Source organism: Candidatus Tisiphia endosymbiont of Ditula angustiorana, from assembly GCF_964026425.1.
Classification (GTDB): Bacteria; Pseudomonadota; Alphaproteobacteria; order Rickettsiales; family Rickettsiaceae; genus Tisiphia.
The window spans coordinates 924,043-944,241 of record NZ_OZ032143.1 but is presented as its reverse complement, the minus strand read 5'-3'; the positions used below and the strand labels follow the sequence as shown (position 1 = coordinate 944,241).

14 protein-coding genes, 1 tRNA gene and 4 pseudogenes are annotated in these 20,199 nt (G+C 33.6%); 10 read left to right on the top strand and 9 right to left on the bottom strand.

Features of this window, described 5'->3' with window-relative positions; all coding sequences use genetic code 11:
• Positions 1 to 74: 74 nt before the first annotated feature.
• From AAGD29_RS04285 to AAGD29_RS04270, 4 genes and pseudogenes are all read left to right on the top strand, one after another.
• Positions 75 to 1,422, top strand: a pseudogene (locus tag AAGD29_RS04285) (IS110 family transposase).
• A 210-nt stretch (positions 1,423 to 1,632) separates the two neighbouring features.
• Positions 1,633 to 1,956, top strand: coding sequence for a hypothetical protein (locus tag AAGD29_RS04280; RefSeq protein WP_341758652.1), 324 nt, complete (start codon positions 1,633 to 1,635; stop codon positions 1,954 to 1,956).
• A gap of 182 nt (positions 1,957 to 2,138) precedes the next feature.
• Positions 2,139 to 2,384, top strand: coding sequence for a transposase (locus tag AAGD29_RS04275; RefSeq protein ID WP_341758651.1), 246 nt, complete (start codon positions 2,139 to 2,141; stop codon positions 2,382 to 2,384).
• A 59-nt stretch (positions 2,385 to 2,443) separates the two neighbouring features.
• Positions 2,444 to 2,557 (top strand): annotated as a pseudogene (locus AAGD29_RS04270) (DDE-type integrase/transposase/recombinase); the annotation flags it as partial.
• Between the two features lie 98 nt (positions 2,558 to 2,655).
• Here the strand turns inward: AAGD29_RS04270 and AAGD29_RS04265 are convergent.
• From AAGD29_RS04265 to AAGD29_RS04250, 4 genes and pseudogenes are all read right to left on the bottom strand, one after another.
• Positions 2,656 to 3,069 (bottom strand): annotated as a pseudogene (locus AAGD29_RS04265) (IS982 family transposase); the annotation flags it as partial.
• 18 nt (positions 3,070 to 3,087) lie between these two features.
• A pseudogene (locus tag AAGD29_RS04260) lies at positions 3,088 to 3,832 on the bottom strand (IS110 family transposase); the annotation flags it as partial.
• A 795-nt stretch (positions 3,833 to 4,627) separates the two neighbouring features.
• Entirely contained in the window at positions 4,628 to 5,191 is a 564-nt protein-coding gene (locus AAGD29_RS04255; RefSeq protein ID WP_341758650.1) for a NifU family protein, read from the bottom strand.
• Positions 5,192 to 5,234: 43 nt separating this feature from the next.
• Positions 5,235 to 5,320: transfer RNA gene (locus tag AAGD29_RS04250), tRNA-Leu, on the bottom strand.
• 504 nt (positions 5,321 to 5,824) lie between these two features.
• Between AAGD29_RS04250 and AAGD29_RS04245 the strand changes: the two genes are divergently transcribed.
• The 4 genes from AAGD29_RS04245 (at position 5,825) to AAGD29_RS04230 (ending at position 8,598) form a co-directional block, all read left to right on the top strand.
• The gene (locus AAGD29_RS04245) at positions 5,825 to 6,742 is read left to right on the top strand and encodes a hypothetical protein (RefSeq protein WP_341758649.1); all 918 of its coding nucleotides are present in this window, start codon (positions 5,825 to 5,827) and stop codon (positions 6,740 to 6,742) included.
• Entirely contained in the window at positions 6,727 to 7,173 is a 447-nt protein-coding gene (locus AAGD29_RS04240) for a hypothetical protein (RefSeq protein ID WP_341758648.1), read from the top strand. The genes AAGD29_RS04245 and AAGD29_RS04240 overlap by 16 nt, the downstream gene beginning before the upstream one ends.
• Before the next feature lie 252 nt (positions 7,174 to 7,425).
• Entirely contained in the window at positions 7,426 to 7,560 is a 135-nt protein-coding gene (locus AAGD29_RS04235) for a hypothetical protein (RefSeq protein WP_341758647.1), read from the top strand.
• Positions 7,561 to 7,572: 12 nt separating this feature from the next.
• On the top strand, positions 7,573 to 8,598 hold the full coding sequence (locus AAGD29_RS04230; RefSeq protein WP_341758646.1) for a glycosyltransferase family 2 protein: 1,026 nt from the start codon (positions 7,573 to 7,575) through the stop codon (positions 8,596 to 8,598).
• A 236-nt stretch (positions 8,599 to 8,834) separates the two neighbouring features.
• Here AAGD29_RS04230 and nuoH read toward each other — a convergent pair whose 3' ends face one another.
• The 5 genes from nuoH to AAGD29_RS04205 form a co-directional block, all read right to left on the bottom strand.
• Positions 8,835 to 9,848, bottom strand: a complete 1,014-nt coding sequence (nuoH, locus tag AAGD29_RS04225) for an NADH-quinone oxidoreductase subunit NuoH (RefSeq protein WP_341758645.1) — start codon at positions 9,846 to 9,848, stop codon at positions 8,835 to 8,837.
• The gene (gene nuoG / locus AAGD29_RS04220; RefSeq protein WP_341758644.1) at positions 9,845 to 11,905 is read right to left on the bottom strand and encodes an NADH-quinone oxidoreductase subunit NuoG; all 2,061 of its coding nucleotides are present in this window, start codon (positions 11,903 to 11,905) and stop codon (positions 9,845 to 9,847) included. The genes nuoH and nuoG overlap by 4 nt, the downstream gene beginning before the upstream one ends.
• 157 nt (positions 11,906 to 12,062) lie before the next feature.
• Positions 12,063 to 12,428, bottom strand: coding sequence for a TrbC/VirB2 family protein (locus AAGD29_RS04215; protein ID WP_341758643.1), 366 nt, complete (start codon positions 12,426 to 12,428; stop codon positions 12,063 to 12,065).
• Positions 12,429 to 13,075: 647 nt separating this feature from the next.
• A complete protein-coding gene (locus tag AAGD29_RS04210; protein ID WP_341758642.1) occupies positions 13,076 to 15,142 on the bottom strand; it encodes a hypothetical protein in 2,067 nt (688 codons plus the stop codon).
• A gap of 36 nt (positions 15,143 to 15,178) precedes the next feature.
• On the bottom strand, positions 15,179 to 15,901 hold the full coding sequence (locus tag AAGD29_RS04205; RefSeq protein ID WP_341758641.1) for an alpha/beta hydrolase: 723 nt from the start codon (positions 15,899 to 15,901) through the stop codon (positions 15,179 to 15,181).
• Positions 15,902 to 16,148: 247 nt separating this feature from the next.
• Between AAGD29_RS04205 and AAGD29_RS04200 the strand changes: the two genes are divergently transcribed.
• Entirely contained in the window at positions 16,149 to 17,738 is a 1,590-nt protein-coding gene (locus AAGD29_RS04200; protein ID WP_341758640.1) for a hypothetical protein, read from the top strand.
• A gap of 319 nt (positions 17,739 to 18,057) precedes the next feature.
• Complete coding sequence (locus tag AAGD29_RS04195) at positions 18,058 to 20,097, top strand: hypothetical protein (protein ID WP_341758639.1); 2,040 nt, start codon at positions 18,058 to 18,060, stop codon at positions 20,095 to 20,097.
• The last annotated feature ends 102 nt before the right edge of the window (positions 20,098 to 20,199 follow it).

Below are 20,199 nucleotides of genomic sequence, written 5' to 3'. Positions count from 1 at the left end.
TTTTTAAATCCCTCTGACTTGTAGCAGGTTCATGTTAAGATTAATGTGCAACTATACTATAAGGAGGATTTATTATGAACAATGATAATAATACCAATACATTACAAATTATCAATCCTGATGCTGCTGGAATTGATATAGGATCAAAATCACATTATGTTTGTGTTCCACAAGATCGGGACAAAGAATATGTAAGAAGATTCGGGAGTTTTACTGATGACTTGCATAAGATTGCTGATTGGCTAAAAAAATGTGGTATTAAAACTATTGCCATGGAATCAACTAGTGTATATTGGATACCAGTATACCAAATACTCGAACAAAGAGGTTTTGAAGTATATCTAGTCAATGCTAAATATGTAAAAAATGTTCCTGGTCGTAAAAGTGATGTACAAGACGCCCAATGGTTACAAAAATTACATAGTTGTGGTTTATTACAGTCATCATTCAGACCTGAAGATAGTGTTTGTGTACTAAGAAGTTATATACGTCAAAGAGAGCGTCTGATCAAAAACTCTACAACGCATGTATTTCGTATGCAGAAAGCTTTAACAGAGATGAATATGCAACTACGTAATGTAATTACCGACATCACAGGTACAACAGGTATGGCAATTATCAGAGCGATTATAGGTGGTGAGCGTGATCCAGTAAAATTGGCAAAATTTAGAGATTACCGAATCAAAAGTAGTGAAGAAACTATAATTAAGTCACTACAAGGTGATTATCGCAAGGAACATCTCTTTGTGTTGAAGCAGGAGTTTGAATTATACATGGGTTATCTAAAAAAAAATTGAAGAGATTGATATTGAAATAGAAGGACATTATAAAGATTTTGAACCCAAAGGGAATGAAGTAATAAAAGATGACTCAAAAAGAGCCGGTAGCAACAGACCTAAATTTAATCTTAAGCAGGAACTCTATAACATGACTGGTCTTGACTTTAGTACAATACCAGGACTTAATGTACTAACTATCCAAACAATTATATCTGAAGTCGGTACAGATATGTCGCAATGGAAGTCAGAAAACCACTTTGCTTCATGGTTGGGTTTAAGCCCTGCTAATAAAATAACTGGTGAAAAAGTCTTTAGTACTAGAACTCGAAAAGTAATCAACAGAGCTTCCACTGCTTTCAGAATTGCAGCTGCCGCAGCAGGTAAAACCAAAACCGCTATTGGATCATTTATGCGTAGAATAAAAATCAGTAAAGGAACTCCAAAAGCTATCACAGCAACTGCCAGGAAAATAGCTTGCTTATTTTATAGGTTGTTGAAATTTGGACAAGTATATGTTGAGCAAGGTATAAGCAATTATGAACAAAAATACAAGAGCAAATTAGTACAGGCTCTTGAAAAACGTGCAAAAGAATTAGGATTTACTTTAACAGCAGAAAATACTGAAAATCAATATGTTATGTAGCAGTTTGTTGGAAGAATTAATAATTCTTATATCGAACTGGCTTTGTTATAAGGAAAAATGCACTCTTGAAGCGGCTGACGCGAGTGCATTTTAACTTTTTTCATCATTCAATATGTGATTTTAATAATTAAAATCACATATTGAATGGAGTGTTATATTTTAACAATCAGGTGGGCAGCCGCTTCAAACCTGATTGTTTCTATATATAACATGAAAGTTCGATGTAACTTGTCACATCGAATTCGGGTTAAATTAAATCTGATATCATGTACTCTTAAGGTATTAATAGGTAGTAGAAGACAGCTAGTAAATAATAAGCAACAAATTATAGGCACGATACGTGGATTATTAAAAATATATGGTATAAAGTTAGGTAGTAAGTCGAAACTGAAAGATTTTGTAAATAAGATACGAGAAGAGATAAAGTTAATAGATGAGATAAGCCGGAATTCAATCGAAGCTTTAATTAGCAGCTTAGAAGCATTGGAATTATCAATAGTAAAGTTAGATAAAATGCCTCAGTACACGACATAAAGGTTAACAAAAAATTAATGTCTTGCAAAACGTAATAATTATAATATAAAAATAGAAAATTACTAAGTAATATTTAACTATTAAGTTGGTGATAGCTCAATTAATGATATATTTTGTACTATTATATACTTTTTCTTGGTTATTAATTTTTTGTTAACCTTTATGTCATGTACTGAGATAAAATGCTAGTTATTGAAGGTAAGAAAGATGCGGATTGTAAATTACTGACAACTGTTCCTAGGGTAGGAATTATAACAGCGATGACTTATAAAGCAACATTGGATGATGCTAGGAGATTTGAGGAATCAAGTGCTGTAGGTGCATATATGGGGTTAACACCAAGACAATATGCTTCAGGAGAAAATAAGGCACAAGCCTATCTTACCTTTCGGAAGCCGGATGCGGTAGCTCTGCATGTCCGGTTCTGAGAAGAAACCTAATTAAGTGATTGGTTAGGTCTACTCACAAGCTAATATATATGCGAGTAAGGAAAGCCAAAAAGCCAGTGGGTAACAGTTGGAGAATGGATGAAACTTATATTAAACTAAACGGTAAATGGGTATATCTTTACAGAGTAGTTGATTCATTAGGAGCTACTATAACCTCAGTTCGACGTAAGGAGCAATTTTTGGGTTTTTAATTTATTAAGCTTTATTGCTGGTTTGCGTGGCTTGAAGCAATAAGCTATAAGTCCTGAGATTATGTTGGACTTCGATGCCTTGAATGCTCAATTTGGCAGCAATTTTTTAACTGATCTATTACAGTCTCTACGATAACCCTTTTACCTAAAAAGAACTCCTGAATCTCTGTCATTATACGTGCTTTCATGTTCTTTCTTACTTTGGTAAATATATATACTGCTTGCTTTTTAAGCTGCTTAATAATAGGCTGTCCTAAATACCCCTTATCAGCAAATAGCCAACCTTGCAATTTTTTCATCAACTTTGCTACAGGAAAACGATCATCAACATTTGCAGCTGTTATTTTACAAGCCATTAACTCGCCTTCATTATTAATTGTCAAGTGAAGTTTTAAGCCAAAAAACCACCCCATTGAGTTTTTACCTTTTGTTGCTATGCCCTTAAAGACCTTGTGCCTTTTTTCTCTTTTTATATGACAAACATCTAGTGTTATTGAATCTGCAAAATATATTCCTGTTTCTTTACCGGTAATACCATGTAAAAAAATAGTAACTTTAATTCTATAAAATAAGCAAGCTATCTTTCTAGCACTTGCCGTAATAGCTTTAGGAACTCCTTTACTGATTTTTATTCTACGCATAAATGATCCAATGGCAGTGTTGGTTTTACCTGCTGCTGCCGCCGCAATCCTGAAAGCAGTAGAAGCTCTGTTTATTACTTTTCTGCTTTTAGTACTAAAAACTTTTTCACCAGTGATTTTATTAGCAGGACTTAAACCCAGCCATGAAGAAAAATGGTTTTCTGACTTCCATTGCGACATATCCGTGCCGACTTCAGATATGATTGTTTGGATAGTCAATACATTAAGACTAGGTATGTAATAAACCACAACTATGTAGTTTTTGTAACCATTGTGAATCTTGCACATCACTTTTGCGTCCAAGAACATTTTTTACATATTTAGCATTCACTAAATACACTTCAAACCCCCTTTGTTCAAGTATTTGAAATACTGGTATCCAATACACACCGGTTGACTCCATAGCTATAGTTTTAATACCGCATTTCTTTAGCCAATCTGCCATTTTATGTAAGTCATCAGTAAAACTGCTAAATTTTCTTACACATTCTTTATCCCGATCTTGAGGAACACAAACATAATGTACCCTTGATCCTATATCAATTCCAGCTGCATTAGGATTGATAACTTGTAATGTATTATCATCATTGTTCATAATAAAACCCTCCTTGTAGTATAGTTGCACATTAATCTTCGTTGTGAACCTGCTACAAGTCAGAGGGGGATAAAAATTATACTCTTCCAAACGAGGTATCAATATCTGATCCATCAATGTACAACGCTCCTAATCGGGTACTAAAGATGCCATTGAGTGTACCGACCATAACTCTTGTAACAGCTTCATCGCTCATTTTAAAGCATCTTGCTTGTTTCTTCCATTATGAACTTGTTCGCTCGGTATCAAGTGTTAGCTCCGAACAAACTGGTTTGAAAGAAGGTTTTATTTTTACCATAGCTCACCACCAACAGTTTGTTTATGTTTTTACATAATGCACAGCATTTTGTTTGGTGCTTATATCGAACTGAGGTTATATAGCAAAAATGGCAAAAGTTTCTAGACAAACTCTTTATAACTGGCAAGCAGAGTTAGCATAACTATATAACGTTTATTAATCGATTTAAGTTACATTATTTGTAAGCACTATCATGGTCTGTATGCAATGTTAATAAGCATAAGTAAGATTCTTCTCTTAATGCTAAAGCTCTATATTTTTGTGAGAATCTAAGTCGCAATTAATCTTAGCCAAAAACTCTCCTTGATTGCTGGAATTTGTGTTTATGATTGCAAGCCTATACAGCTATAGTAACCACTTCACTCAAATCCTTTGACTTCCCTTGGTTTTCTTGTCAATAAAAACTTATGGGTAATAGTAAGCCCTTAATGCTATAGCAATAGCCTTACCTATCCCCCTTGTTCCCCCTGTAACTACTGCTAATTTTGACATAATATCTATAACTCGTCTACAGCTTCAACAGATTCTACCTCGGGTATAAAATGTTTAAGCATTGATTCAATACCATTTTTTAAAGTAATAGCTGAACTAGGACATCCCCTGCAGGCTCCATGAAGCTCTAATTTTACCACTCCATTTTCAAATCCTCGATATATTATATCACCTCCATCCATGGCGACCGAAGGACGTACACGTGTTTCAATAATTTCTACAATCTGTTGTTCGATTTCAGACATCTCATCAGAATTATTTATGGCAGATCGAGCATTTTCCCCATCAAAAACAGTAAAACCAGCAGTAAAATGATCCATAATAACCATCAAAATTTCAGGTTTTAAAATTAGCCAATCACTTTTTTCTTCTTTAGTAATAGTAATAAAATCACTACCAAAAAATACAGATTTTACGTTATTTATACTAAATAATTGCACTACTAGCCTGCTTTTACCTTTTGCCTCATCAAGATTACTAAAATGAATCGGCTCGTTAGGGCTAACAGGTATGTTAGGGAAAAATTTTATCGCATTAGGATTAGGAGTAATTTCAGTTTGAATAAACATATACTTTTTCCTCGATAAAAAGAATGGTCTTGATAAAAATGAATGGTACCCGCGGCCAGACTTGAACTGGCAAGGGTTTGCACCCCACGGATTTTAAGTCCGTTATGTCTACCATTCCATCACGCGGGCAAGGTCAGGTTATTTTAGACTATATGAAGATTGCACAGACTAATAAAAAAAACGTTAAAAAGCAAGTATTTTTACATAAAAATCTCACTTTGTAAGAATAAATATTCTTATACCGAACTTAATACTACATTTGTAGTATTAAGCTTATTATAACCTCAAGTATTGATGTAATAAATTAATAGTAGGCTCAAGTAATCATTGCCATTAGGGCTGATGTCACCCCTGCCGCCATTATATGTCATCCCAGCGAAAGCTGGGATCTAAAACTATATAACATACTTTCTATGCTATTTCTTTAGATCCCTGCCTACGCAGGGGTGACATCCGAAAGAGCAGGGATTGGACACCTAGGCTATTAAACCAATGTCTTACATCAATACTTGAGGTTATTATAGCATATATTTTTTAGGTACTAATAGACTTTTGAAAATTTATTAAAATATCCATTTATTAAATTTATAATAGTTGTATTTTAGTAAATTTAAACTATTAATTGTTATTTGAGTGAAAACAACAACCATATTTATACTCCTGTTTATAATTTCTGTAACAAACAAGATTTATGCATCAGCTTGGTTAATTGACTCAGGCAAGTACAAATATACGGTTACTGCTAGCAATATTGATAAAAATTCTAAAAATATTAAACAAGTAAGAGCCAATCTTTTTCTACAAATTCAGTGTAAATTGGCATATTTAAAAGATCGTATTAAGTTGGTTAATAATTCATCGGCTCTTTATAATAAGTTATTTAGGCAAATTCAATTTTTAGAGCGTAGATCTAAAGAAATATCCTCATACCAAGATGAATTAATGCGAATTTTTGCTATCGAATATGGAATTAATAAAAACCAAAATTTAGGAATTCAATTACTTTATAAAGAAAATAAATTCCAGGGAAGTAATGACATGAACTACCTGTCTAATAATAAAGAAATTGGGATATTTTATAAAATTAAGCTCTTTCAGAACACTAATAGGATAGTCTCAGTTCAGCCAAGAATATACATGACCAAAGATGGTTGCCAGCAGCAATTTTCTTATGAATTATTATTGCTATCAGCATTTTCCAAAAAAATTCGTACAATTTCAGTATTTGCTGAAAGTGTTTTTAGTTTTGGGCAAGCCCTAAATAACCCATATACAAGAAGAAGTCATTATAGTTTTTCAATATCTGAAGGCATTGAATTTCAAAATGGCATTATGTTAGTAGACTTTACCAAATATTATACTAGGAGAAATTACGGTTCTATTTATAATAGAACTTTATACAAGCAACTTTCAATTGCAAAAAAGATTAGATTTGGTAATCTAAAGAAGAATAGCCTAACAACACAAATAGGGTATTTTTGTGATAAAAGCCTAATTAATAAACATTATAAAATATCAGGAGTAATATTTTCCATATGGATGGATGTATAAAAAATATTAATAGAGAATTTTTAGATATTCTACTAAAAGAACAACTACTTACGGATTTACAAATATCTCACGTTAAGTTCAAATTAATTGAGAGTACTGGTGAGAATGATTTTTTTAACGTGATAATTGCAGAAGGAATTATTAATAATGAGATGGTTATAGATATTTTGTATAAAAATAAATTATTGCCTCTATTGAATGTGCAAGAAACACAGGTTAAAATTTGCGATTATGCAAAAATTGATCAATATGTAGAAAATGGTTATTTCATTTATGAAAACGATAAAAGCAATAAAGTGCTTGCTATAAATGATCTAGCTTATTTAAGGAAGTTATCAACAATACATTATAATGTACAGATAATGTACAGATTAATTTGGTCAGAAAGAATGACTTCTATCAGCTACTTGAACAAAATTTTAGCCATTTGAATATAATCAAATCCAAATATTTTCTTGAATTTATCTCAGTATACATGGTAGCAAAAAATATCAATTACACTAAGTCAATCATCATATTTTTTGTGATATATTTTGGAATATTGTTTAATTTTAAACCTCTTTTTCATGTGATTAACATTATTTGCTATTTTGCACAAAATATTTTAAAAATTATGCTATTTAACCAAGCTGTCATTGTACAAAATACAGTGTTTAAAAGTAGTGATATCTCCATTTTAAAAAATGATTCTCTACCTATTTACACTATTTTACTTCCATTATATACTGCTCGTAAATGAAGAGTTGGTAGACGAAGATCAAAATCAACAAGTGCTAGGAGTGTCCAAGCCGAGGAGCACAGCGTACATTAGTACGTGAGCACCGCAGGTCTTGGACAACAACAACGCAATTGTTGATTTTCATCGAGTATATAAAGAATCAAGCAAACTAAAGTCAATTATTAATTATGTCTCTAATATTAATTATCCTAAACATAAATTAGATGTCAAAATCATTATTGAAGCAGATGATTATTTGATGATCAAGGAAAGTATCCTATATGAATTACCTTCTTATATACATTTGCTTAAAGTACCTTTTAGTTTACCTAGGACTAAACCTAAAGCCCTTAATTATGCCATGCAATATTGCAGAGGAAAATATGTAGTAATATATGATGCAGAAGATAGGCCTGATGCTGATCAACTCCTTAAAGCAGTAATAGCCTTTGATGAATTACCGAAAGAATATGTTTGTTTGCAGGCTAAACTTAACTTCTATAATGAGAATGAAAATTTACTCACTAAACTTTTTAGCATAGAATATTGTTTATGGTTTAAATATCTTCTGAAGGGTTTAAGCTTGATGGACTTACCAGTAACTCTTGGAGGAACTAGCAATCATTTTAAGGTTGACGCCTTACAAAAAATAGGTTTTTGGGACGCTTATAATGTTACTGAGGATGCTGATTTAGGAATTAGATTATATTCTTTTGGTGATAAAGTTCATATGATAGATTCTTATACTTTAGAGGAATCGCCTATAGATCTTATAAGTTGGATAAATCAAAGATCTCGTTGGATAAAAGGATTTATCCAAACATTTTTGGTATTTCTTGCCCAAAAAGACAAATATAAAAGGTTTAAATTTTATCAAATAACTACTATTTTCATTTTTATTGGTTTTTCTTCTTATGGTTTTTGTTGTTTACCATTTCTAATGCTAACTATTAAAATTAATACATTCGCTATAATTAATTATTTATGGATAATTAACAGTTTTTTTGCTTTTTCATACCTTTACGGAAGTGCTTTTTTTATTTTACTGACTAAAAAAGGTAAGATAACTAATTTTCGAGTATTAGATATTGCTGCCTTGTTTGTGTGGCCTCTATATTTTCTACTATACTGCTCGTAAATGAAGAGTTGGTAGACGAAGATCAAAATCAACAAGTGCTAGGAGTGTCCAAGCCGAGGAACACAGCGTACATTAGTACGTGAGCACCGCAGGTCTTGGACAACGACAACGCAATTGTTGATTTTCATCGAGTATACATACGATAGCAAGTTATAAGGCGATTTGGGAGATTATTTTCATGCCTTTCAAATGGGATAAAACTCAGCATGGGATTAGTACTCTAGACCTTGAATAAATCAGGGTAAATTACCGGTGAACATCAGAACGCTTGATACTAACACCACCCAAAATAAAGTAAAAGGTAAAAATACTTTCCAACCTAAACGCATTAATTGGTCGTAACGATATCTAGGTAATGTTGCTCTTATCCATAAAAAACAAAATAATAAAAACCCGGTTTTTAGTATAAACCAAATAAAACCTGGCTCAAAATTTAAGACTTTAATGCCAAAAGGTGGCAAATAGCCACCTAAGAAAAATGTGGTGGTCATACCGCTAGCTAGAATCATATTAGCGTACTCACCAAGAAAAAATAATGCAAATCCCATAGAAGAATATTCAACATTATAACCAGCAACTAGCTCAGACTCAGCTTCTGATAAATCAAAAGGCAATCTGTTCGTTTCTACAAGTACTGATATGAAGAATATTACTGCCATAGGTAACAACATCAAATCAACCCACCAAGGAAATAATCTTTGTCTTTCTATGATTTCTGAAAGATTAAGAGTACCCGTTGTTAAAAGTACAGTAACAATCACCAACCCTATAGATACTTCGTATGAAATCATCTGAGCTGACGAGCGAACAGCCCCAAGGAAAGCATATTTCGAATTACTTGCCCAGCCCGCTATGATTATACCATAAACAGCTAACGATGAGATTGCCATAATATATAAAACACCAACATTTATGTCTGCTAGTACAAGTTTCTTATCAAAAGGTATTACCGCCCAACCAATTAAACTAAGTATAAGGGTAATCATAGGTGCTAGGGTGAATAATATTTTATCAGCTTGGTTTGGTATAATTGTTTCTTTAAATAATAGTTTTACTGCATCGGCAATTGGTTGCAATAACCCAAAAAGTCCTACTACATTTGGACCTTTTCGGAGTTGCATTAGCCCTATTACTCTTCGTTCAGCATAGGTAAGGTAAGCTACGCACAGCAAAAGAGGAATAGTGATAGATAAAACTTTCAAAGCTACAATAATTAATGGCAATAGATATTGTTGAAAGAACGATGTCATGCAACTTTGTCCCTTTCTTGCTTTGACTCCACACATTTTGCCATAGTAACAGATGCTCTACTAATCGAGTCTGTCATATAATAATTTATAGGTTTAGTCACTATATCAGATTTAAGTAAATTATCGAGGGAGGTAAATTTTATAAAATCACAGCTCATTATCTCAGAAATATTGGCAAATACCGGGAATTCTGCAGCCAACCTAGTTCTTATTTCATCTAAATTATTCATGCTAAGATTTAGCCCTAAACTATTAGCTAGATTCTTTATAATAACCCAATCTTCTTTCGCTTGTCCTACTGGATGAGTTGCGGCTTTACCATATTGAGGCCTTCCTTCAAAATTTACGTAAGTGGCATCTTTTTCTGTATAGCTACTAGCAGGAAAGATTACATCTGCTACATTTGCTCCATTATCACCGTGATGTCCTTGATATACTACAAAAGATGATTTTATTTTGTTCATATCAATTTCATCACTGCCTAGTAAATATACAAACTTAATCTCACCCCTTTCTGCCTTCTGTAAAATTTCAGAAACTCCATTACCGCCGTTTTGAGGACTAAAGCCTATGTCTAAACTACCGACCATTGACGCATGATTATGCAGTATATTAAAACCATTCCAATCATCTCTAACTATCTTATATTTATCAACCATTTGGTGAATGAGTGCCAAAATAGCATAACCATCATCCCGAGAATATACACCATCACCAATAATTATAACTGGATTTTTTGCATGTTCTAATTCCTTAGCAAACTGATGTTCCTTTGATATTATTGCCTTAATTATGTCAGGGCTAGCCCCTAATTCATTTATATAATAAGTTTGGTTAGTAATATTGCCAATTCGAGCTACTTTTAGCTTTCCCTCTCTTTGCAATATGCCAATACGAGCATTCAGGACAGGTGCTACTTGTCTGATATTTGTACCAATTAACAAAGCTAGATCAGCTTCTTTAAGTCTAGAAATTGTTGTGTTAAATAGATAGTTCCCCCTACTAGATTGGTCTATTTTATAATTAAACTGGTTGCTGTCAAAATTGTTACATCCAAGTTTCTGTAATAATGTTTTCAATAAAAACATTGATTCGGTGCATGCTAGCGTTCCAGCTATTGCTGCAATCTGGTCACCGGCTTGATCGCCAGCAAGAGACTCTAATTTTTGTGCTACTAATGCAATAGCATCATTCCAAGAGGCTGTGACTAATTTACCGTTTTTCCTGATATATGGGGAATCTAACCTTTGATATTTCAAACCATCATAAGCAAATCTTGCTTTATCTGATATCCATTCTTCGTTGATATCGTCATTAACCCTTGGTAATATCCTCATTACTTCAGATCCCCTACTATCAACCCTTATATTGCAACCTTGTGCATCCAATACATCTATTGACTCAGTCTTTGTTAGTTCCCAACTACGAGCTTTAAAAGAATAAGGCTTGGAATTTAATGCTCCGACTGGGCAAATATCTATAATATTGCCTGATAACTCCGATTCAAGACTACGTTCAAGATACGAGGTTACCTCCATATGCTCTCCCCTGTAAAGAGTTCCTATTTCCTCAACTCCAGCAATATCAGTGGCAAACCTTATACATCTAGTACATTGTATGCATCTAGTCATATGGGTCTTAATCAAAGGTCCCATATATTTATCTTTGACCGTTCTTTTATTCTCCGAAAATCTAGAACTTGCTTTACCATATTTAAAGGCTTGATCCTGTAAATCACACTCACCTCCTTGATCACAAATAGGACAATCTAGGGGGTGATTAATCAATAGAAATTCCATCACTCCTTCACGAGCCTTTTTAACACCTATGGTATTAGTATGGATAACCATACCTGAAGAGACAGGCATAGCACAAGAAGCAATGGGTTTGGGAGATTTTTCCATCTCCACCAAGCACATACGGCAATTACCGGCAATCTTCAAACGTTCATGAAAACAAAAATGTGGGATTTCTATACCAAGCTTGTTGCAGGCACGAAATACGGTCGTGCCTTCCTCTACTTCGACTTCAGTACCATCTATAGTAAGTTTTATCATTATATATTGTAGTTTTATATTACGTCGAAATTATACCACATTATATGTTACTCACTAATATAAATTTCCCAATTTTGCAAAATTAACTAACAAAAAAGGTGCTATCCCTACGAAAGTAGAGATAACACCTTTATAACAGGCTAACAACTAAACGAATCTATGACCCACATGTACCAGTAGTAGTAGCTACCATGTTTATAATTTCGGGAGCCTTAAATAATATTACAATACCAGTCACAATAACCAATGCAACTTCCCATTTTAATTGACCTCTAAGAGTTTGAATCCCTAGAACCACTACACCAATAATCGCTATGCCACGAGCCGTATTGCCACGGAATATTTTGATCATGTTACACAACGAATCACCTACTGGATCAGCACCAGTACCACCACCAGTACCAGTACCACCAGCAAAAGCATCCGGTGCTGCAATAATTAGAGCAATGCTACAAAGGATAAACAGCAAACGCCACACAAAATCATTATCAAACTGTTCAGAATAGGACCTACAAATATTCATATTTTACCTCGTTAACGAATTGTTTTAGACATGTGGATGATTCTATACTGTACATTTTTACAGTTCAAGGATTAATATAGGGTGATCGTAATCTAATGAGATAATTGCTGGAAAAGAAAGGTTTACGTGGTGTTTTAGTCACAATTTTTGCAAGTCTAGTTAATAGTCCCGATGCCATCCTTGCCCCTTCGAATGTCATCCCTACGAAGGCAGATATAGTTAAGCCCATAAGATTAGGTGACAAAGAACATAACAATTGTAAATTGTCATTCCCGCGTAGGCGGGAATCTAGATACCTGCTTTCGCAGGTATGACACAAAATTTGTATCACCTAATTCAATAGGTTTGACTATATCTAGATTCCCGCCTTCGCGGGAATGACATGTAAGACATTGGTTTAACAACCCCGATGTCACCCCTGCGTAGGCAGGGGTCTAAAAATGTTTTAATAAGCTTTTGGCTATTTTTTTAGATTCCGCACCGAAGCAGGAATGACATAAACCCTCTACGATGTCACCCCTGCGTAGGCAGATATCTAGATTCCCGCTTTCGCGGGAATGACATCTTCTCAGCTTCTTTTCATGACTTTTAAACTGTCCTGAATTATATAACTCAAAAACTTGATTATCGAGTGCAAGGTCTTTTGTTTATCTTACTTTACCCATGCTAGCTTTTGGTATAGGTTTTACTGCTATAGGTTCTAACAATATTTCTTTAATTTTTAGGCTTTCAGAGACAACCTTTTCTGTTTCATCTATCTTAGCCAATTTTTCAGGAGTAATTTTATTCATCAAATGCTTCGATAAACTAGGGAGTCCTATTTTTTCACAAAAATTTGCTACCTTATAACATATCTTCTCTACATTAGTTAAATTAGGGGTCGTTATTTCCATTAATCGAGCTGTTTCTTCAATATTCTTGTCATAATTTAGATCTTCCTTTATTTTATTAACATCCTCATCAGTAAGGTACTTTTCTTTTTTAAGATGGGTCAATAATTTGTCATAAAAATGCTCTAGTTTTTCTATGGTAATCTCTTTACTTGCTGTTACTGTTTCTTTTATGAAATCCTCAACTTTCTTTCCAAGAGATTCAAGACGTTTTTCTATATCTGCAACATATTCTGTTGGGTTCAAACTTGTTACACTCTTTTGAACCTTCGGCACCGAGACTTCTACCTCGTGCCATTTACCATCTACACTCTTTTGCCATTGTTGTTCTTGAACAGTTGTTGTTACAGGTTGAGCAGGAACTTTAATTTGATAATCATGTTCGCTAGCCCACTGTAAAGCACTTTTTCCTTCAATTTGAATATTATGGTGAGCTGCATAGGCTACTGGGTCTTTAATAGGAGATTTAGCAAAAGTTTCTAACCACTGACCGTTTTTAAATTCAGGAGATACATTGCTAAATTTAGCCACTATGTTTGCTGCTCTTGCTACCTCTTTCATATTATTGAGATTTTCTTTTATGTTTTTTTTATAAATTGTTCTTAGTTCATCAAAATTATTAATATGCTGGTATTGAAATTTATTGCCTTCAAATCTAGTTATTGCACCAAGACCTTTTGGATCAAATTTTACTTTTTGCAATTCATCAATTTTTTGATCAATTATAGCATCTATTTGCTGATCATTTAACTGATTGGTCATTTGTGCTAATGCTTTACTATATTTCTCAATGTTAAACGATAAATTACCTGCCTTAATAGCTTCAGTATAGTTAACTTGATCATGTGAAAACATTTCATGTGTTGCCTCAACCATAGCACCAAAATCTTGGTGAAAAGTTATAAAAGATTTACCATGATCTATTTTAGTTATAGTTTTACCATCCTGTACCATCAAATTACCGGTATGGTAATCTCCATCTCCTAAAATATGACAAGCAGCAATAACCTTTTCAAATCCTTCTAATTTTTTTAATTTTTGATCATTTGCTCCAACGCTAGTAGCATAAGTACCCTTAGCAAATTCTGCAAGTTGTACCACATTATCAAAGAATTTAGAACGCACATAAAGTACATTTTTAATTCCATCAGGTATGACCATCTCCTCTTTAGGGGCACGGTCATACAATAAAAACTGATACATGGAAGAAGCTATTAACTCATTCACACCGTCATTTCTATCTTTTATAGCTTGGTCTCGTTGTCGATGCACTAGAGTTAAACAATCTGCATGTCGTTTATAGAAACGTTTCAATATGAAAGTATTACCCGTTGCAGTTTCCTTAGCAATATATCCATCAGACACACCAGCTTGTTTACGCCCTTCTGCTCGGAAGTTTTCTTGCTGAGCAATGGTTTTATCACGTAGCATAGCTTCAACACGCTTCTTAGCTTCAGATTCTTCTAGCTTTTTTGGACGTGCTGGTTTAGTTTTTTTAACTAATGCATCCATAAGCGGAATATCTATTAGCTCCCTTAGTGATTGGTTTTGATCTCCAGGAAATGCTTTTTTTATTACCTTTAATGCTTCACCTACAATGTATTTAGAATGTGTAAGTTTCCGTATTTTCTTTCTATACAAATCAATATTAGACTCTGATGACTCTTGAGCAAGTGCTATCACGCTACTAGCAAGATTTTCACATTTTCTAAAAATTCTGTCATTTACAATTTGATCTTCACCATATGACTTTGTAAGTTTGATTAAAGTTGTAAATAATTGATTATGTAAAGATTGTTTAATTTCTTCTTGATTTATTGCCATAAAGATCTAATTTTTATAATTTATAATTAATTGCAGTTAATCTAAAAAAACCTTTTGTAACGGTTTGTTTGCTAAATTTTCTTCAGTTAAAAAATCCTTCTTTAAATGCGTAACCTGATTATTCAATAACCTTAATTGTAAGTAATCATTAATTGCTTGGGTAAATTCACCAAGTTTGTTCCGAAAAAAATGATCGGCTCCTTGGATAATCTTATAGTCGACAGTTATATGTTTTTGCTTAGATAATTTATCTACTAGTTCAAGCACTGATTCTTCGGATACAATACTATCATTGTCACCTTGTATTACAAAGCCAGAAATAGGGCATTGAGATAAGAAAGAAAAATCATATTTATTCACTGGCGGAGATATCGTAATAAAATTATTAATCTCTGGTCTTCTCATGATAAGTTGCATGGCTATCCATGCTCCAAAAGAAAACCCCGCTATCAAATTTAGACTGCTAGTAGGGTTGTTAAGCTGCAGCCAATCAAGTGCTGTTGCAGCATCAGTCATTTCGCCAATACCATTATCAAATTCTCCTTGGGAACGCCCAACGCCCCTAAAATTAATTCTGAGTACTGTGAACCCATTAGCTGCTAATGATTTATAGACATTGTAAACTACTTTGCTATTCATAGTGCCACCATAAAGCGGATGTGGATGTAATAATAAAGCAAGTGGAGCTTTAGGATTACTAGATTTAGTATAAAGCCCTTCGATCCGACCAGCAGGACCATTAAAAAAAACGTTAGCCATAATTATAACATATAATATATTAATTTATATCGATCACTAAGACCAAAAAATAAAATTATAACATGCCATTTTATAGATTTCAAGATAACTATATGTTAGTAATGTTACAAGACCGACTTTTAAATTCCCCTAGATATCAATTAGTATTTCCGCTAAGTTCTTATTATTCAAATTTGTACGTTTAAATAACCATGAAGAATATATTAATTATTAAACTATTAATTTATTATTTACGATTAAAACCGCTTTGGCACAACCATTGTCAATTAATAGCATATATCAACATTTATTGATAACATATCCAAGTTACAACAATATTACCTATAATAAACCTTCAACCAATTATTTAATACCAAATAATTGGTTACTGCAAACGCCAAATATTTGGGGTGCTACTTTAGAAGAATATGGAGAAGGGCTTACGCCAGTTGGAGATAACGTGATAGATGCACAATTTTTCGTCCCAATATGCCATACTCAATCAGATTGCCGTGGACTCAGTACTTGTCGAACTGCTGATTTTACTTTAGATAATAGAAAATTATGTTTAACAAATGCATATAATGTGTTAGACACTATGTATAACACAATTATTAATGCTTCTACATCTGTAGATATTACAACTCTTGGTAGAGATTGCTTTAGTTCAGGAGCATTTACTGCTATGTTGAAAAATGCTATCATAACGCTAGGTAAAAAAAGCATTAATTCGCCTCATCTTATAACTATACGCTTATTATATGGTACGTATAAAGAAGTCCCACCTGAATGGGTGAAAAGCTATTTAAATAATATTATTTCTAAATTACCAGCCAATAATAAACTAATTATATCAATTGCTAATATTAGGTCATGTACATTTAAATCCAATTGTGGGAATCAAGAGAAACAACATGATATCTCTCTTGATTTCTCTTGGAATCATGGCAAAATTATTGAGGTGGATGGTAATACATTAATCACTGGTGGAGAAAATTTATTTGGTCAGGATTACACTCAAGCAGAGCCAGTTAATGATGCAAATATTAAAATATTTGGACCTGTTGTAAATGGGGCAACAACTTATGCTAATATATTATGGAAATATGTCCAACATCATCGAGATATCCTCGTGAATCATTGTTATACATATAAGAGAGGTAATATTTCAACAAAATGTGCTAAAGCTATTTCCTTAAATAACGAATTTAATATTAATAGTTCATTACCTGTACAGGCAATGTTTATTAGTAAATTGAACAATGGAGTTGGCATTGGCGATGATGCTGATCAATCAGAAATTGCAAGGGTATTTGCTCTAAAAAATGCTACTCGCTCTATCAAAATTAGCCAACAAGCCCTATTTAATAAAGGTGGGGATGACCCACTGGCAAATAAAGTTCTACAACCAATTAATACTATTAATGGTAATATTATCCAAGCAATAGCACATGCTATACATAATAATGCAGTAGATACATATATAGTGACCAGCAACTTATTCAGATTTAATTACTCAGATCATGTAGATTTACAATATTTATATGATTATATACTTAATATAATAGTTTCTGATTATCATGTTGAGAGTAAAATAGCCGAACAAGAATTAAAACAGCATCTCCATCTTGCTTATATAAGTTATAATCATATTATTAATACCAATGCAAGAAGCCATAATAAGTTTTGGATAGTAGATGATAAAGTTTTTTATTTTGGTAGTCATAATTTTTACCCAACATCATTACAACAATTTGGCATCATTGTAGATAGTATGGAAGCTAGTAAAATATTATTAGAAACCTATTGGAATCCTATGTGGGAATATTCTGCTAAATATAACTTCAATTCGATGTAACAAGTTAATACTAGGCTTAGTATCATTCTCTGTTTATGGTTGATGTTACCCCTGATTCCCCTTCGATGTTACCCCAGCCTTTGCTGGGAGGACATCGAAGGTGTAGGGATGACACCCTAGACTATTAAACCGATGTCTTACATCGAACTCAGGTTCAGGTTACATTAATGCTATACAAACTAAGTTATTTTACAAAAAAGTTGCTAAATATTAAGATATTCTTATTATTCGCTTGACATTGCTTAACAAATATTATTCTAATAGTACCCTATAGTAAATAAATTTTCAATAATCTGTAATATAACTGGAGAGAAAAAATATGGGACGTATTAATAATGGAGATTGGGCTAATCAGCATCGGAAGACTCAGGGACAGTTTCTGAGTAAACAAGATCGTGAAGTACACTTATTCAGTAAAAAGTTGAATAATGGGGGCAAGCAACAAGATGAGACTCCGCTAGACCTGTATAATAATATATTAGAGACTGGTTCTATCCTAAATGGTGATACCAATCCTTTAAAGCAGGAAGAAGGTGTTAGGTTTATTGACGGAAGTAAGCCTCATACTCCTGCTGCAAAAGCCTTATTGCTTTTTGCTAGTGCCTTCTCTATGACTCATCCTAAGACTACCGCTCTGCCTAGGAATGGGGAGAGTATCTCAACAGATAATCAAAATGGCTTATCAAGTACGGTAAAAAATTTCACAGAGATGAGTAAGCCCCCTGTTTTTTTTGATACTATTTCTGCAACTACTCCAACTAGCCAAAACCATGACAAATCAAAAAACCCTACAAAACATAGTGAAATAAAACTGGCTAAAGAACAAAAAGTATCTGATGAGCATGAACAATCACAATTAAATGATGACCAATCTATGGTAAAACGTTCAGCAGGTACTGGTTATATTGTAATAAATAATAATGAGTTAATTTTCGGCCATATTCCTCTAAATACAAAAATTCTCAAACAAAAACTCAAAGAAAATAGTAATATTACTAAATTACATCTATGGAATGTATGGGGTGTTGGGAGTAAAGCACAAGAGATTGGAAAAAATCTCAAAGGTACTAATGTTGAAGAATTAAGTCTAGAATCTAACAGTATAACTGATGAAGGGGCAATAGATCTTATAAAATCACTTAAAGAAGGTGATACTAAGGTTAAGGTATTAAATTTAGCACATAACAATATAAGCAACAAAGGGGCAGAAGATCTTATACCAGAACTTACAGATACTCAGATTATTGAAGTAGACCTAACGGGCAACAAAGATATAGAACCTGAGACATTACAAAAAATCTCCAAGGTACTAGAACACAATAGAGATGAAGACACTTATTCAGACGAAATTGATGACCAAATAGAAATTATTGATATTGACTCCAATACTTATACTACTGAGGAAGAGCCTGCTACTTCTAAAGATATATCCCATACTGGCAAGCGAGAGAAGCGTGATATTCATACTACTAATGAGCCTACTTCTTCCCCTACTGAAGATACTGTTACTGAGAAAGATCTTACTACTTCTATTCCGGCGGGGTCTAGTACTAGTACGGTAAAGTATACTACTGATTCTGTTACAGTAGGGTCTACTCCTCAAGAAACTACTATTCTTAAGGAAGAACCTACTCCTACTACCATGAAGTCTACTGTTCCTACTACGGATGGGTCTAGTACTACTATGACAGAGTCTATTGCTTTCTCCACTGAAGATTCGACTACTACTAAAGAGATTATTACTTCCGCTATCGTAAAGTCTACTGTTCCTACTACGAGGGAGTCTAGTACTACTACAATGAGGGCTACTACTTCCTCCACTGAATATCCGACTACTACTGAGCAAGAGATTAGTAGTCCTATTACCGTAAAGTCTACTGTTCCTACTACGGATGGGTCTAGTACTACTACGACAGAGTCTATTGTTTTCTCCACTGAAGATTCGACTACTACTAAAGAGATTATTATTTCCACTATCGTAAAGTCTACTGTTCCTACTACGGATGGGTCTAGTACTACTACGACAGAGTCTATTGCTTTCTCCACTGAAGATTCAACTACTCCTGAGGAAACTATTTTTAAGGAAGAGGCTACTACTAAGGAATCAAATCCTAATGATCCTGCTAGTAGCACAATGTCAATAGCAGAAATCTCCGGCCTGATAGTTGGTGGTGTAGCTGCTATAGGTGTTGTTGGAACTGCTATAGGTGTTGCTAGAACTGTTATCAAGAAGTTTTGTAGTGGAGTAAGCCATTTGGGCAATGAAGCATTTGCATTAGTAGGAGTAAACTTAGACAGTCATTTAGACAATCATGAAGATACATCTTTAACAGGTAACGTTAACAACATAGATGTCTAAAACTAGGGGTAATTTCTCAATTCGATGTAAGACATCGGTTTAATAGCCTAGGTGTCAATCCCTGCCCCTTCAGATGTCATATACGATGAAACGATGTCATTC